The 16465-nt window shown below is 54.3% G+C and carries 10 protein-coding genes; 3 read left to right on the top strand and 7 right to left on the bottom strand.

What is annotated here, in order from left to right:
* Positions 1–21 precede the first annotated feature (21 nt).
* Complete coding sequence (locus D0Y96_RS06060; protein WP_117298438.1) at positions 22–840, bottom strand: glycerophosphodiester phosphodiesterase; 819 nt, start codon at positions 838–840, stop codon at positions 22–24.
* A 46-nt stretch (positions 841–886) separates the two neighbouring features.
* The gene (locus D0Y96_RS06065; protein WP_350448981.1) at positions 887–4132 is read right to left on the bottom strand and encodes a TonB-dependent receptor; all 3246 of its coding nucleotides are present in this window, start codon (positions 4130–4132) and stop codon (positions 887–889) included.
* Between the two features lie 359 nt (positions 4133–4491).
* On the opposite strand from D0Y96_RS06065, the gene D0Y96_RS06070 reads away from it, so the two are divergent.
* Together D0Y96_RS06070 and D0Y96_RS06075 are read left to right on the top strand one after the other, a co-directional pair.
* Positions 4492–5253, top strand: coding sequence for a DeoR/GlpR family DNA-binding transcription regulator (locus tag D0Y96_RS06070; RefSeq protein ID WP_117298440.1), 762 nt, complete (start codon positions 4492–4494; stop codon positions 5251–5253).
* Positions 5254–5301: 48 nt separating this feature from the next.
* Positions 5302–6735 carry a galactokinase gene (locus tag D0Y96_RS06075; RefSeq protein ID WP_117298441.1) on the top strand — a complete coding sequence of 478 codons (1434 nt, stop codon included), beginning with the start codon at positions 5302–5304 and terminating at the stop codon, positions 6733–6735.
* A gap of 80 nt (positions 6736–6815) precedes the next feature.
* On the opposite strand, the gene D0Y96_RS06080 is transcribed toward D0Y96_RS06075, so the two are convergent.
* From D0Y96_RS06080 to D0Y96_RS06095, 4 genes are all read right to left on the bottom strand, one after another.
* Positions 6816–9863, bottom strand: a complete 3048-nt coding sequence (locus D0Y96_RS06080) for a TonB-dependent receptor (protein WP_117298442.1) — start codon at positions 9861–9863, stop codon at positions 6816–6818.
* A 107-nt stretch (positions 9864–9970) separates the two neighbouring features.
* A complete protein-coding gene (locus tag D0Y96_RS06085; RefSeq protein WP_215601610.1) occupies positions 9971–11464 on the bottom strand; it encodes a YncE family protein in 1494 nt (497 codons plus the stop codon).
* A 160-nt stretch (positions 11465–11624) separates the two neighbouring features.
* Positions 11625–14198, bottom strand: coding sequence for a TonB-dependent receptor (locus D0Y96_RS06090; protein WP_117298444.1), 2574 nt, complete (start codon positions 14196–14198; stop codon positions 11625–11627).
* A gap of 55 nt (positions 14199–14253) precedes the next feature.
* Positions 14254–15399, bottom strand: coding sequence for a sensor histidine kinase (locus D0Y96_RS06095; RefSeq protein WP_350448982.1), 1146 nt, complete (start codon positions 15397–15399; stop codon positions 14254–14256).
* A 3-nt stretch (positions 15400–15402) separates the two neighbouring features.
* On the opposite strand from D0Y96_RS06095, the gene D0Y96_RS20585 reads away from it, so the two are divergent.
* Positions 15403–15537: a hypothetical protein gene (locus tag D0Y96_RS20585; protein WP_286676390.1), complete on the top strand. Its 135-nt coding sequence runs from the start codon at positions 15403–15405 to the stop codon at positions 15535–15537.
* Positions 15538–15668: 131 nt separating this feature from the next.
* Here D0Y96_RS20585 and D0Y96_RS06100 read toward each other — a convergent pair whose 3' ends face one another.
* The gene (locus D0Y96_RS06100; protein ID WP_117298446.1) at positions 15669–16349 is read right to left on the bottom strand and encodes a response regulator transcription factor; all 681 of its coding nucleotides are present in this window, start codon (positions 16347–16349) and stop codon (positions 15669–15671) included.
* Positions 16350–16465: the final 116 nt, after the last annotated feature.

Here is a 16465-nt window from a genome sequence, read left to right on the forward strand (position 1 = left end):
AGTTTCGCTCCTTGAACAGGTTTAGTGCGTCGCCATGTTATGTGCACGCAGGTATGTCACTAATTCGGCAGGCAGGTTGGTCTGAATTCCGTTTGCCCCCTCATCAATGGCCTTCTGCCACGTCTCCGGGTTGTCGGCATCACCCAGCCGGTCGACAAAGATCTGCGCGCCGGCTTGTTTCGCGCAGTCGATAGCTCCGTCTTTGAAATCGCCCGCATCGAAGGCCAGCACCTTCAGCTGCAGGGCGCGGACAAAGAATTTGCAGGTTTCCGGACTGCCCGCCTCGGGCATGATCTTCAGGGCGGGATTGATCTTGTGCACGTCATACAGGAAGAAGGGATTTCCGTAGATCACCACATGATCCTGCATGTCGTGACGCTCGATGGTGTCTATAAGCTGCTGCGCGTCCGCATGCTTCGTATCGACATAGACATTGATCTTTCCATGGGCAAGATCGAATGCCTCATCGAGTGTCGGCACTTTGGTTCCGGCAAATGCAGGAGAGAACTTACTGCCTGCATCCAGTGCCCGAATCTGGTCGAAAGTCATATCATGCACCGCACCGGTTCCATTGGTGGTTCGATCGACCGTGCTGTCATGCATCAGAACCAGCTTGCCGTCGGAGGTGGTGCGCACATCGAGCTCGAAATAGTCCGCACCGGCATCGACCGCAGCCTGAAACGCAGGCAGAGTGTTCTCCGGATGCTTCAGGTGCTCGCCCCGGTGAGCGATCACCATAATTTTCCTGGGACTGCTTCCTGTTGCAGGCCCTGCCTGCGCGAATCCGCACAGGCTCGCAAAAGTCGTGCCGATCAACAGCGTCAGAATAGCTTTATTCATCTCTTTGAATGCCCTCTTTTGTATGTTTGAAAGTTTTACCGGAACGTCAGAACCGGAGACGTCCAATCAGAAGCACCGACCGCGGGTCCTGAGCGCCCGTGACTGTGCCAAACGTGGTGTCGGTGATGGTCATATCCAGACCGGAGAACTGCGGATGGTTAAAGGCATTGTGCGCATCCACCCGGAAGGTGAACGTTGCACGCTCTCTCAGTGGCACATCGCGCATCAGGCTGATGTCCCACACATTCTGTCCCGGCCCGTAGAGCGCTGCACGCGGTGCATTGCCGAGCATATCCTGCGGCGTGACCTGAAAGGCTGCGGTGTTAAACCACTTCTCTCTCGTGCGGGACGATCGCGAAATATCGGGATCTCCAACTTTGGTCGCGTATTGTCCTCCGGAAAAGAGGCCGAGGGTGTTCTGCTGCGTGACGAAGTATGGATATCCCTTCTGGAACTGCGCAACGGTGCTGACCTTCCAGTGTCCGATCACCTGGGAGACAACAGGCGTCTGAGACATCCACCTGCCGCCTGCTCCAAAGGGCAGCTCATAGACCGCCGAGAGCGAAAGCCTCTGCGGAACATTCGTCATCGCTGTTCCCCATTGCGCGTGCAGGTTATACACGTTCTGAATGGGGACGGCATCTGCGCGTGCCGGAGCATCGACGTCGTCCATTGCTTTGGCCCAGGTATAAGCGGCGCGCATGGAGATACCGTTGTTCCAGCGGTGACTAAGCTGTGCAAGAAGCGCTGCATACAGAGACGCTCCGCCGTTCGTGTAATTTGTGATGGTAAGAAACTGCGGATATGGCCGAAGAGATTGAGCGTTCTTCACGCCAAAACAGCAGCCGGTGGAAGGCTGAATCTGATTGATGGGCAGCGAAACCGGCTGGTGCACGCCGTGATTGCCCTCATAATCCACCTCGGCGACCCACCCGTGACCAAGACTCTGCTCAACGCTGAGTTGCCACTCCTGAAGATACGGGAGCACCGGATGCTGCTGCAGCTCGGCCACACTCGACGTAGGGTGAGTGAGGCTTGTGGGAATCAACGGCAAGCCATCAGGCCCCACATTCGGTGAATAAGGCGGAACGCCCTGCGACAGCTCATAGGGAGGTGTTACTCCGTCAGAGCTCTGAAAGGTGGCATTTACGGTTGAAGGGGATGTGAGTCCATTAGAGCCGAAACCAATGCTCGGCAGCTCGTAAACACCGTAGCCGCCGCGTACGACAGTATTCCGGAAAGGATGATAATTGAAGCCGATGCGCGGCAGAATGCCGGTATACACATTCGCGATCAGGCTGTGCGGAGCACCGTTATAGCCGGCAAAGCGAATTCCACCCCGCACCTGCGTCGTCGGATCGATGATATCCGGGTCGAACGTATACATGTTGTTGTGCTCTTCGGAGAAGGGTCCATCGAACTCCCAGCGCAGTCCGGCGTTCAGCGTAAGGTTCGGAGTGATTCGATAGTCGTCCTGAATGTAACCGGCAAAGTAGTTCAGGTTTTCGTGGAAGACCGTATTGGTCGTATTGATAGTCGTCGATTCCGGCAGCCCAAGCTCCAGATCAGCAAGCCCGATGCCTGACTGGCCACCGGCTGAGGTGAATGTTCCCGAAAATGTATATTTTCCGGAAAGCACGCCGGGCTCGTAATAGCTGTAGGCATAGCGCATAAATTCGCCGCCCATGGAAAGTGTGTGGTTTCTGATCTGCAGAATCAGAGCATCGTTCAGGATGTAGTGCCCGTCTCTTGTCCGGGCAAAAGAACCGGCGCCAAAATTGGCATATTCATTGGTAGTAACACTCGGAAACTGGGTCAGCGCAACGCCCTTCAGCCCAATCGAATCCACGGCTGTCGTGTTGGGAGTGCTGAAGTTTTCTTCGGAGACATATCCGAAACGAGCCTCATTCGAGATACGCGGCGAGAAGATATGGCTCCACGAGACCTCATAGTGGTCATCGACCCATCCATTCAGCGCCGACGTATTGGCTGCATTGGGAATGTTGTTAACCGGCTGGTTCGTCGGACCATCGCGCGAGAACTTCGCCCAGAGATGGTCATAATCAGAGGCGTTGTAATCAATGCGATCGGCATTGTAGAGATAGCTGCTGAGCGACGGCGGATTGACGCAATAGTTGAAGGTTCCATTGCTGCAGTTCGGCATGGGAAAGAACGCAGCAATGTTCATGCCGACCTGATCGAGACGATCCTTCGGGATAATATTCCCTTCGAATGGAGTACGCACCGGTTTGCTGTTCACGATCTTCGTCGACATAGGATCGTAGATCACCGGTGTCGGCGTTCCTTCAGGAGATGGACCCGAAAAATCGCCGTTGCGTTCGGCCACAGTTGGCACGTCCGTGTTCAGCTGAGACGCTGCATGCGTGAGCGTATCTTCCCAATCGGTAAAGAAGAAGAGATTGTGCCTGCGACCGTCAAAAAGCTTCGGAAGCAGAACCGGGCCTCCAACCGATCCACCGAAATAATTGAATACCGAGGCCGGCACAACCGCCCCATGGGCTGTGAAGTATCCCAGAGCATTCAGATCCTGCGAGCTGTACGACTCAAATGCGGTGCCATGAAAGTTGCTGGTGCCTGACTTCGTCGTGGTCAGCACGGCGCCGCCGCCGCTCTGCCCGTACTGCGCTGAAAACGGAGATGTAAGCACCTGCAGCTCTTCGGTCGAATCAGGAGTCGGTACAAGACCGTAGGTGCCGTCGACGCCCATGTTGCTGGGAAGACCGTCGACAATCAGAGGATTGGTGACCGGCCGCCCTCCGCCCAGCGTGAGGTCATTGACGTTCGAATAATCCTGGCTGGTGCTGGAAACTCCGGCAAAGGTTTTCGTGATCAGAAACTCATTCGCCCCGTGCGTGCCGGTCACCTCAGGAAGATCGATCAGCTCGCTGCCGCTGAGCTCTCCTCCGACCTGCGGATTCGTCGTGTTAAGCGAGGATGCCGCCGCACTGACGGTGACGATCTGCGAAGTTGTGCCGATATGCAGAGACCGATCGACAACGATCTCCTGATTCAGCACGATCTTCAGCTCATCGGTGACCGCCTGATCGAAGCCATCCTTTGTGAAGCGCACCGTATATCCGCCTGGCTTCAAAAAAGAGACACGATAGCTGCCGCCTTTATCCGTCTGCGTTTTGTACTCTGTTCCGGTACCGTTTTCATGTACCGTCACAGAAACGCCTGGAAGAACGGCTCCACTGGGGTCCTTAATGACCCCGCTGATCGAGCCGTAAAAAGTTTGGGCATTGAGGCGGCTGCCGGAAAAAATCAGCACAACCAATAACACAGGAATCCAGGCGCATCGCAGAAACCGACGCACCGTACCGACTTGCAGACAACTGGCTGCTAAAGAAAAAGGAAAGCGATCATCAATCATGGAAACCCCAAAGGTTTAAAGGTCCGTTTTCAAATGGAGCATGCTGTGGGCTGGTTTTCTGTCTGATCCAGGAACCAGCAAGCGATGATCGAACCGTAACAAGAAGTTGTTAATAAATAACAAACATTCTCGATTAAATGATAAAAATGATCATAAGCAGCTTACAAAATCGGATATGACGCTCATTCCCCCAGACGTAAATATCTGCGCAAATCATATAAATCATTGATATATTTGCTGTTTTAGGGAAGATACTCATGAACGATGTGACAGAACGATCCCGGCTCAGCTCGATCGTTGAAATGTTAAAAGTGAACACGACTGCCTCTATCGCGGAGATTGCAGAGACCTTCCGTGTCTCCCAGATGACCATCCGGCGCGACCTTCAGAAGCTTGTGGAGGCGGGACAGGTGATCCGCATTCCCGGTGGAGCGCGCATCGAGTACTGGCGCGGTGCGGAGCGAACCTTCTTTGAGCGGCTGGAGAAGATGTCGCATGCCAAGAGCAGTATCGGCAGCGCCGCCTCTGCGCTGGTGCGTGATGGCGAATCGGTCGTGCTCGATTCCGGCACCACCACGCTGCACGTCGCCCGGGCGCTGCGCACCAGGCGCAATGTTGTGGTCTTTACCTTTTCCCTGACCGTGCTGGAAGAACTGACTTCAGCCGAGCATGTGCGCGTGGAGCTTACCGGAGGAGTCTACCGGCCAAGCAGCCATGATCTGATCGGGCAGGCCGTCGCGAAAAGCCTGTCCTCTATCTATGCCGACACCGTGATCTTCGGCGCAGCCGCAGTTTCCTTCACCCGGGGAGTCATGGTTCACGATCCCGATGCACAGTGCGAGATGCTGAATGCGGGCAAGCGAAAGGTTCTTGTAGTGGACAGCAGCAAGATCGGAACCGAAGCCACCTACCGCCTCTGCGGTATTGAGGACTGCGATCTGATCCTGACCGACAACGGCATTTCGCCCGAAACCCTGTCGCGGCTCAGGCAGACGACCCAGGTGCAGGTCGCGGAATAAATCTTTGTTAATACTGTATGGATGACGCTCAGATAGCCTGCAGAGAGGATGTCTCATTCTGTCAGGAGCCGGCCGGAAGCGGGCTTATTCGACGAGCAGGTCGTTGACGGCATTGCCGCGCATGGCTTCTTTGCGCCTGCAAAGCCGATTTATGTAGCCCGTGCGCCTGGCCGTCTCGACGTCATGGGAGGCAATGTCGACTATACCGGCGGGCTGGTGCTGCAAAGTCTCCTGCGTGAATCGACATGGGCCGCGGTACAACGCCGGGCAGACAAGACCATCCGCATCCTCAATCCTGGCGCCTCGCGATTTGGATGGGAGCCATACTTCGAGCTCTGCGTAGACGACCTCAGCAGTCCGCGGGATCTGCATCGGCTCAGTGAACAAAGCGATTCCCTGCGCTGGAGCTGTTATGTGCTCGGCGCGCTGTATTTTCTGAAGGAGCATCACAACTGGGGCGACAGTGGTGGCGCAGATCTCTTCCTCGCATCCGATCTGCCGCCGAATAAAGGCGTGAGCTCGTCGGCGGCGCTTGAGATAGCGGTGCTCAGGGCAGCCTCAGCCGCATACGGAATCACTCTCGATGGCGTTGCACTCGCAACAGCCGGCCAATGGACGGAAAACGTAGCCGTCGGCGCAGCATGCGGCATTATGGACCAGGCTGCTATCGTTCTGGGCCGGAAAAATCATCTTCTTCCTCTGCTCTGCCAGCCCTGCCAGCCGTTTACGCCTGTGACTCTGCCCGAGGGTATCTGCATCTGGGGGATTGATTCCATGGTCTCCCGCTCCACAACCGGTGCCGCCTATGAAACAGCACGCGCAGCCGCCTTCATGGGATACAGCCTGATCTGCCGGAAAGATAACCTCGACGTGGTTCCGGATGCGGACTCGCAGATACCCAGATATACAGACCGGCGGTGGAAGGGCTATCTCTCCAATATTTCTCCATCTGTATTTCGCGCTGAGTATGAACGCTGGCTTCCTGAGCGGCTCAGTGGAGACGAATTTCTGGAGCACGCGGGACCGCACGTCGATCCATTCACAGGAATCTCTCCGGGCACGGAATATCCGGTTCGTGCGGCCGTTCGTTACGCCGTGGAAGAGCACTTTCGTGTGCAGACCGTATATGCTCTGCTCAGAACGATCAGCCGCGATAATTTCGAGGATGTGATCCATCTCGTCGGAGAGATCTTCCGCCAGTCCCACATTGCATACGCCGAATGCGGACTTGGCTCCGATGCCTGCGATGAGCTGGTCTCCCTTGCGCTGCACGCAGGCTTTCCTGGAGCAAAAATGACAGGGGGAGGAGCAGGCGGTGTAGTGGCTGTGCTTGGCCGGTGCGAGGACAGGCCGCTGCTTCATTCCATCGCGCTGGAATATGCCAGCCGGCGACAGTCAGTGCCTTATATCTTCGAAGGCAGCTCTGACGGTACCGACCTGTCCGGAGTCTGCACCATGCACCTGCCTTCGCTCCAAAGTTAGATTCTGCTTTCACCATTCAGAAGAACAGCTCCCGCTGAAGGAATCGAGAGCTGCTCTCTTCGTCCCATCACCGCGTACCGCTAGTACGTGACGCGCAGTGAAAACTCCAGTACACGTGGTGTCCCCGTTCCCACAAGGCCTGCGGAGTTCACAGTAGAGGTGATCTTGCCAAAACTGGCGGGCACGGTCAGTGTTCGATCACCCGACTTTGTTGTTGTAACGCTCAGCGAGGACGACGGCTGGCCATATTGCGAGCGGTTGAAGATATTGAATGCCTCTGCACGGAAGATGACATTATTTCGTTCCGTGATGCGGAAATTCTTTTCGACTGCCGAGTCGTCCTGCCACAAGGGCGGCCCGTTCATCAGATTGCGTCCCGCATTTCCCCAGCTTCCAACCGCAGGCAAAGTAAATGCAGCTGGATTGACCCAGTGCGAGATGCCGCGCCCTCCGGAAGGATAAAGAGAAATTCCGGAAACCCGATCCGGCCTCTGATCGACGTTATTGCCATCCGGCAGCTCAGTGCTGCTGCGGCTGAGCGTCACATTCACCGGCAGCCCCGCTCGCGCGCTCAGCAGAGTATTTACAGACCATCCGCCCGCAATCAGATCTGCCGCAGTTCCGCTCGCCAGATAGCGCTGTCCATGACCGAAGGGCAGATCGTACACAGCGCTGAATGTGCCGCTGTGCCTTGCATCAAAATCGCTGGTGGCATAATCGCAGCTGAAGCAGGCAATATTCTGGGCAGCATCCGCATCACCTGCTCCCACCGATCCATCGTTCAGCGCATGGGAGTACATATAGTTGCCCGCTACAAAGAAGCCATTGTGAAAGCGCCGGTTAAGGCTGACCACCAGCGCGTTGAAGTTCGAGCCTCCCTCGTTGTATTTCGTATCGATCTCGCTGGGATACTGCGGGAGAGGGCGAGTATTCGTAGCTGGGTTGATGAGGTTTGTATATCCACGCCGGAAGAGATGCACGCCATGAGCGCCCAGATAGGTCAGCGTAAAGACCGTCTGCCCAGGAAGCGCCTGTTGTACAGAGGCCGTCCACTGCTCTACATAGGAGTCCGGATGATGACGCGCCATCGAGCGCGGCGTCAATGCCAGACCGGTAGAGGGAGTCAGAGCGGGTGGCACAGGATAGGAATACTGAACGATGCTTCCGTCTGACTGCACACCACTGGTGAGCAGTGTAGATGGCTCAGTATTTACTACCGGGCTGTCTTCGTCACCGAGCTGAACCTCTCCATGATAACTGCCGTATCCGGCCCGAAAGACGGTTTTGCCTTTCAGTGAGGCCGGCGCAAAGGCGATCGAAAGCCGCGGGTCGAAGCTCAGGTAATTCGGGTGATAAAAAGAGGTACCGACCCCGCAGTAACCGCCGCAGTCGGCAATGTCGAATGGATCTTCGTTGTTGTGTACTTCGTGAAATGGAGAGAAGTAGTTATACCGAAGACCATAATTCAGCGTCAGATTCTCCGTCGCCTTCCATTCATCCTGAGCATAACCGGCGACATGGATCTTGCGCATCCCCTTATCCGGAAGAGCCGCGGTCGTCTGAAAGGTACTGAGCTGATTGGCGAGAAGGGCCGCCTCATTCAGATAAGCGGCTGTGCCATCGACGGAATTTTGTTCGTTAAACCAGGGAAACTTAACTTCTGCCCCAAACTTCAGTGTGTGATAGCCCTTCGTCCAGGTGACGGTGTCGTTTGCTGACTCCGACTGCCCCACCTGCTCCTTGGTGTAATTTTCGGATAGCGAGGTGAAACCTGTGATCGAAAAGTTGAAAGGCAATCCCGTCTGTTGTGACTGAATATAGGTATTGCGGTTTAAACCGAACTGTACCTCATTGATCATGCGGGGATTGATGATATGCGTCTCTTCGAGCACCAGGTTCTGCACGCGCGATGTAACCGTGATGCCCTGTGCCAGCGCATTCAGTGCGCTTGTGGAAACCCCGTCATCGATGTTGTATCGGACATACGCCGAGTCCTGCTGAGAAAACCTGTGATCGATACGAGCCGTTCCTGCATTTTCGCTGTCCGGACTGGGAACCACACCGGTAAATGAGTCCACATTCGGATCGGATGTAGGCGCCTCTCCCTGCGGATAGGCATTCACAATAAATGCCAGCGCCGGCTGAGCTGCCGTCAGTTCAGACCGGAAAGCAGCGCTGGGAACAAATCCGGTTTGCGGAACACCACCAAGCTGCTGACGAAACCCCTCATAATTTGCAAAGAAGAAAGTACGATCTTTAATGACCGGGCCGCCAAGGCTTCCGCCAAACTGGTTCAGCTGGAAAACCGGACGCTTGTTCTTGCTTTGAATCGGGCCGCGGGCATCGAAATAATTATTGCGAAGATAGTCAAATACGCTGCCATGAAATGCATTGGTTCCGGTCTTTGAAATGAGACTTACCTGTCCGCCGGCCGATCCACCCGTATCAGCAGTGTAGGCACCGGAGTCCACTTTGAATTCAGCGATTGCTTCGGTAGAGAACTGCAGACGCAGCGCTGATTTGAGCGAAGCGTGGAACACGCCGCTCGCGTCCACACCATCAAGCCGAAAATTGTTATCGTCTGTTCCGTTACCGGAAAAGCGAATCGAAGACTGCGCTCCCGACCCGGAATCGATCGCTCCCGGAGCCAGAAGCTCAAGGTTTGTGATGTTACGGCCATTCAGCGGAATCTTTGAGATCTGTACGGACTGAATCGTCCCTCCAAAAGCTGCATTGCTCTTATCGAGCTGGGCTCCGCCTGTATCCGCTTCAACGCCGATGGTCTGAGTTATCTCCCCAATCTCAAGCTTTGCATTGACGGTGCGAATGTCGCCGGAGTGCAGATCAAGATCGGCGATACGCAGGTCCTTGAATCCATCATGTGTGATGACGACATAAAACCGCCCGATAGGAAGCGAGGACACGACAAACTGCCCATGCCCATCTGTCATCACTACCCGGCGCTGGTTGGTCCCTTCCTGGGTCACGGTTACTACGGCATTTCCGACCGTAGCACCGGACTGGTCAGTAATAGTCCCATTCAGCTCGGTGCGATCAATTTGTGCTCGAACAAAGACCGGAAACAATATAAGGCTGATAATAATTGCATAGCGCGCAAGCAATTTCATACATGACCCCCTGAAAGAATTACGGTGAAGCCCGGACACACCCCGGCTGTACCGAGCCCGGCCGCATGGCAGCCAGGCCCGCGATAACTCTTCAGCTCTTTGTCGGCTCAGTTGCCGGTCGGCGTGGCGAAGAGAGATTCCAGACTGGGAATCTTCTTCTCAACTTCGTCTCGAATGGCCGCCGCCTTCTGAGCGGCATCTTCTTCGCTCGTCGCGAACGTACAGGGAATCTCCATAACGAGTATCCCGATCCTGCGGCCCTTTGCATCGGACAGGTACATCTTCATGTTGTAGAACTGGCCGTCTTCAATCTTCGGGCCGTAGATCTTTCCGCTCTTCACCGCGGCAAAATCTCCCTCCGATGTAGGAATGCCGATACGGGTCGCATTTCCATTCGCGACGATAACCATTGTCCTGCCACCCGGAGGAATGGCATGCAGACCAAGCTTGCGAAGCATAGGATGTGCCGAAAGCGTCTCGAGGACGATCTTCTCCGCAACAGGTGCGTGGACGGGCTCTTTGGTTTCGTCAGGCCGCGCCTTCACCGCCGGCAAATGAACGGGTTCGTAGACAAGAATACGTGCATTGCTTTTCTCATCCTGCGGAACCGCCACGAACAGCCGATTCCATGCCGGCACCAGCTTTGCGGTACGGCCATTCGTGCCGGAAGGTACGGTGCCGAGCGAAGTATAGTGATCGAGATCCGTCTGCTCGAACACATTCACGACATTACCTGCGGCAGCATAAATCCGCCGTGTTCCAGGATCGTAGATCAGATCATCGATCCCCACTGCAATTGGAAGCGCCTGCAGTTCCCTGCCCGTGTTGGTATCGAATATAACGATCTGACCGCTTCTGCAACCGATAAACAGTCGCTGATGCTGTTCATCGAGAGCCATGGCTACATTCTGCCTGCCCATTGTTATAGGCCACTTCGCCACGATGGCATTTCTGAAACGATCCACGACTACGACCTGATTTGTAGCCTTGTCGTTTACATATATGCGAGGACGATAATTATCGAGAGTCATCGCCTCCAGCGTGTCGCCGTCAATCCGCATGTCCGCTTTTTTGGAGTTCGCCGTTGTATCGATGACGCTCAGCATCGAATACTTCTGACCGACATCTCCTCCACCGTTATCGACGTAAAGATACTTCCTTGAAATGTCGTATCCGATCGAGTCTGCGTCTTTGAGCAGAGGAATACGCGCAATCTGACGATAGCTGTCTCCGTCATACACTTTGACCGAACCATCCCCGCCATCCGTAATGTAAAGCCGGTCAGAATCGGCACGGTACAAAATGGCATGCGGACGAACCAGATCGCCGATTTTGTGGACGATCTCGCCCGTGCTCTCATCGAGAACAAGTACCGCTTTTGAATCTTCCGCAGCAAAAAAGAGACGGTTTCTCTTCAGATCCACTTCAAAGTGGTCGAAATGTCCCGTAATCTCTTTGGGCAGCTGCCAGGTCTGCACCAGACTCAGCGGCTCATGGCCAGCCATCGATGACTGATCGGCGCTTTGACAATAGCCTGCAGCAGCCGGAAGAAACATTGCGCACAACAGGACAGGCTTCAGATACTGAATCGTGAATCTCAAAATAAGTGAACACTCGCTCTCTATAGGTTTCTAACAAGAGCGTAAGAGTGTCCTTATGGAAAAGGGTAACGATGCAGTCAATTTCGGAACAATTGCCCTTCAGTAGAAATTCAGCTTTGCGAGTCTCGCAGGGATCTCACGAACAAACCATCGGTCCCGGTCAGAATTTGATTCTCCCGGTAAACTGCAGCCTTCTGCCTGGCATAGCGGCGGTTGGCTGTTCAAAGAATGACGACTGCACGTTGCCGACATACGATGTGTAATTCGTTCGGTTTGTGATGTTGAAAGCATCGAAGGCCAGAGAAAATGAAGGCGTTTTGTCAGAGGATTTACGGTATGACCAAAGCTCATGACTCCACCGAAGATCGAACTCTGCATTGCCACCACTCTCAAGAGTATTTCTGTCTATACCTGCCGGGCGCGCATTAAGGATGCCGGTGTTGAACGTGTCATTCCCGGATGTCTCCGTGTACGGAGTGCCGGAGTAAAGTTTGGCTGCAATACCAAGGTTCAGCCAGTGATCCTCATGGATAGTGCCAAGCAGATTGAAGCGATGCCGCTGATCAAAATCTGCACGCGCATATTCTCCTGCAAAAGAATATTGGTTTGCGGGGAACCACGTAATGCCTCCCGTGTTGTTATTCGTATGGCTGAAAGTATATTGGGCAAGTCCCGAAAACCATCGATTCGCATTACTGCTCAGAGTGATATCCATTGCATTGCCCATCTGCCTCCCCTCAGATTCAATCTGCCGAACCACTCCCAGCTCCGGATTGGGTCGCCCCTGATCATAAGGAGGCAGAGGTGCATTGACATCACGCGACCGGAACATTGCAATGCCGACAGTGCCTCTGTATGTGACGGCGAGTGTAGTGCCCTTCGCCAGTTGCCGCTCGATGCCGGCGCTGTAATTTGTCACGTAAGGAAGCCGGGTACCGTTCGCCAGCCGTACAAGATTGGTGGGCAGGCTCGCAGGATTGATGCCGGCTGAGTAAGGGACCGGGTAACCAGGATCGAGCAACGTGAAGGCGCGGAGTATGACGCCGTTATAACGCTTCAGGTCCGCCATTGGCGGCGCGCCGGAACGGTCATAAAAGATTCCGGCTCCGGCACGCAGGATTGTTCTGCGATTCGGCATCGCATACGAAAGCGAAAGCCGGGGAGCGAAGTCGTGGATCGACTTGAAATATGTCTGCCAGTCATAACGCAGTCCCACAGAGGCTTGCAGATTGGGCCGAATCTGAATCTGATCCTGAATAAAAGCACCGATCTCATTCATCCAGAACACTGCTCGCCCAATCCCTGACTGTTGTGTAAAAGAGTATGGCGTGTTTGCTTCGTAGTCGGCCAGGCTCGAAAAGCTGAAAGTCCCAAGACGATTTGAATCATCCTCCCACGCGCGACGACTCAGATTAGGAATGTTCACGCCGAACTTCACATAATGATGACTGTGATTCCAGCTCACGATATCGTTGATCTTCAGATTGTTTTCTGTGTTCAGCAAATCGCCCTGCGCGCCGCCACTGGTAAAGGCGCCATCGACAACGATCTTTTGCGCCGCCACCACACTGCGCGTTGGGTTGTGATCTTTTTCGAAGAACAGCTGTAATTGATTGAGCAGCGTCGGAGAGATCACAATCCTGTCATTAAAGATGACGTCGTCTTCACGTGCCTGAGCATTCACACCGCCCTGAGCGAGTACCAAACCACCTGCGCCCAGGTTTTCAGAGACTGTATCTGTGACGTTGTATTGCAGCGAGACGCGATGTACGGTCGAGACGTCATGCGAGATACGAGCTGCGAACTCTGTATCGTGAACAGGAGTGGGAACATTGGCAGTAACGAGACCCGACGGCGTACCCGCATGGACGATCGACTGGAGATTGTCCTCCTGCCGGCTACCGGAGAGAAGAAAGGTAGTCTTATTGTCGATATGGACCGGCCCTGTAACAGACCCTTCGTAAATCCGCTTCTGCTCAAATGGTTTGGTCGCTGCAAAATAATTTTTTGCGTCGAAGGCAGAGTCGCGAAACGTAAAGTTCAGAGTGCCGTGAAGCTTTGAAGATCCAGGCTTCGTAATGATCTCAATCCTTCCCTTCCCCGGCCTGTTTGTTTCTGCGCTGTACGGATCATTGTTAATGTGTGCCTCGGCAATGGCTGAGGCAGACACTCCTGTTCCCTTCATCTCCACGCCATCGACAATGATGCTTACTCCGCTTGTTGAAATACCCGTCTGGTCGAGGAATGGCGTAAGAGCCGCAATATAGTCCTGATCGAACACGGGCACTGTCTCAAGCATCCGGGCGTCGGTCGAAATCTGATCTCGATTGCTCGACGGGTCCAGAGCGATCTGGTCGACTTCTGAAGCAACAGTCACATTCTGTGTGACGACAGAAGGAGTCAGCTGTACTTGTAGTTCGTGCAGACCGTGGATCACATGGAGAGACGCATCATACCGTTCGAACCCATATTTCGAAGGAATTTCCAGGTTATATTCTCCTGCTGCAACCTGTGCGAAATGGAAACGGCCTGCAGCGTCGGTAGTAGTAGACGCCTTCGCATCCATCGCTCCGCTGTTCGACGGACGTAAAAGCACCTCTGCATTTGGTATTGCGGCACCGTCAGGGTCCTGAACTATACCGGATATATTTACCTGGGCAAGTACAAAGCTGCAATGCATCAGCAGAATGGCAGCCAGATACCATCTCACTCCACGGCGGAAGAAGCACTTCATTCCTTATAAGTAACCCGGGATGCCTGAATTTATTCTGAAGGTTTGATGCAGAGCTTTAATGAGTTAGTTGATGTTCTGTGGTAACTCCATGCACAATATCCGCACGCGCGAAAGCGATTTCGAATCTGGCCCCCTCGCCAATTTCGCTTTCAAGCTGAATGGTGCCTTTGTGAATCTCTACAAGGCTCTTTGCAATGGAAAGGCCAAGGCCCGACCCGCCATCGCGTGGCGTTCGAGCAGAGTCGACGCGGAAGAACCTCTCAAAGATATGCTCGTGGTGGCTCTGTGCGATGCCAATGCCTGTGTCATGCACAGCAAACCCACAATGTTCTGCAGTGACCCATGTTTCAATCCAGATCCTTCCGCCGGGAGACGTGTATCGCACAGCGTTATCGATCAGAATCATCAGAATTCGCTCCACCATAGCCTGATTACCAAGCAGCGGAACAACCTGATCCTGTGGAAGGTACTCGAGCTTAATATTACGCAGCATCGCCTGCGCCCGAGCCCGGTCGAGAATACCGCGAACCGACTCATTCAGCTCCAGCAGCTCCATCGGAATCGATGCATCCTCATTACCGCTCCTGGCAAGAGTCAGCAAATCGCCGATAAGCCGCGTCATGTATGTGCTTTCGCTCAGAATATCCGCCAGCCCTCTTAACATTCCAGGGCTGCTGCCGGGCTCCATCAACAGCAATTCCGCGTTCGAGCGAATAAGCGCCACGGGGGTGCGCAGCTCATGCGATGCATCCGCAGTAAACTGCGCAATGCGCTCGTAAGAGGTTGCAATGCGGCTGAGCATACGGTTGATTGTCGCTGAAAGACGATCCAGTTCGTCATTTGTGCCCAGCAATGGAAGACGGCGCGAAAGGCTCGGCCCATCGATGGAATTCGTCGCTTCTGTAATCTGATGGATCGGATAGAGCGCCCGCCCGCTCATCCAGTAACCGGCAGCGGCGGCAAGCAATCCGGCAAGCGGAATGCTCAAAATCAGTATCCATGCCAGGCCTGTAATAAGCTCTCGATACTCGGTCTGATCGACAGCAACCTGTATCAGAAATGTGTAAGGTCCAACGTCGGCAAATCGGCTGATGGTCCGCCACGATCTCCCCTGGATAACAAGACTCTCCCTGCGTGACTTACCAGGCGGAGGAGTAATCGACGTGACGCCTGCCATCGCGTCCGGCTGATAAATAATCACTCCATGAAGATCGCTTACCCTGAACATCTTCCCGCGAGGCAGCAGAGCCGAGTGCTCCCGCAGCTCATCATTCAGATCATTCATCTGATGGATGGCCAGCTTATGGTGAAGAAATGCAGCTACGCCGTCGATGCCTGAGCTCAGTTCCTGATCGGCCGCCTTTCTAAGTCCCCACGAGGCCGCAAAAAGAACACTGACGCCGAGAAATGCGAGAATAACGGCGACCAGTGCCGCATACCAGATCGTAAGTCGCGTACGAATGGTCAGGGTCATCGCTCACTGTCCGTTGTGAGCTTGTATCCGAATCCTCTGACTGTGTGAATAAGCTTCTCCTCATATCCTCCATCGATCTTTGATCGCAATTGCTTCATAAAGGCATCCAGGGTATTGTTTTCTACCGTTCGCTCATACCCCCAGACCGCATTGATGATCGAATCGCGCCGCAGAACGACGTGAGGGTTCCGCATCATAAATTCAAGGAGAAGAAACTCTGTGCGGGTAAGGCTGATCGGCGATCCGGAGCGGGAGGCAGCATGAGTCGTTGGATCAAGCTCCAGATCTGCGAGACGATAAAGGAGAGATGCTGCGGTCGTTGTTCTGCGGCTAAGAGCGCGCAGACGGGCAAAAAGCTCTTCAAAGGCGAATGGCTTCGTCAGATAGTCGTCAACTCCACTGTCCAGCCCGCGAACAACATCGCTGGTCGCATCCCTCGCTGTGAGCATAAGAATCGGAGTCGACACTCTCGCGTGGCGCAATGATCGAGCGACAGAGAATCCGTCCATCCCCGGCAGCATCGCATCCAGAACAATGGCTTCAAACTGGTGGTGAAGTGCAATGTCGAGCCCATCGGAACCTGTCGGGGCGATCACAATCCTGTGAGAACACTTCTCGAGCGCATCGCGCAGGACAGAAGCCATCTTCGGATCGTCTTCAACAATCAGGACTCTCATAACGATAAGGCCGCGATAAAATGCTACCCATCCAGCCTGAATTTTCCCTGAATGCCATAGCTATACCGGCAGAACAGGCCGTGGACCATATGCGCTCCGGCATTCACCAGAGCGCA

This window comes from Paracidobacterium acidisoli (assembly GCF_003428625.2).
In the GTDB taxonomy this organism is placed as follows: domain Bacteria; phylum Acidobacteriota; class Terriglobia; order Terriglobales; family Acidobacteriaceae; genus Paracidobacterium; species Paracidobacterium acidisoli.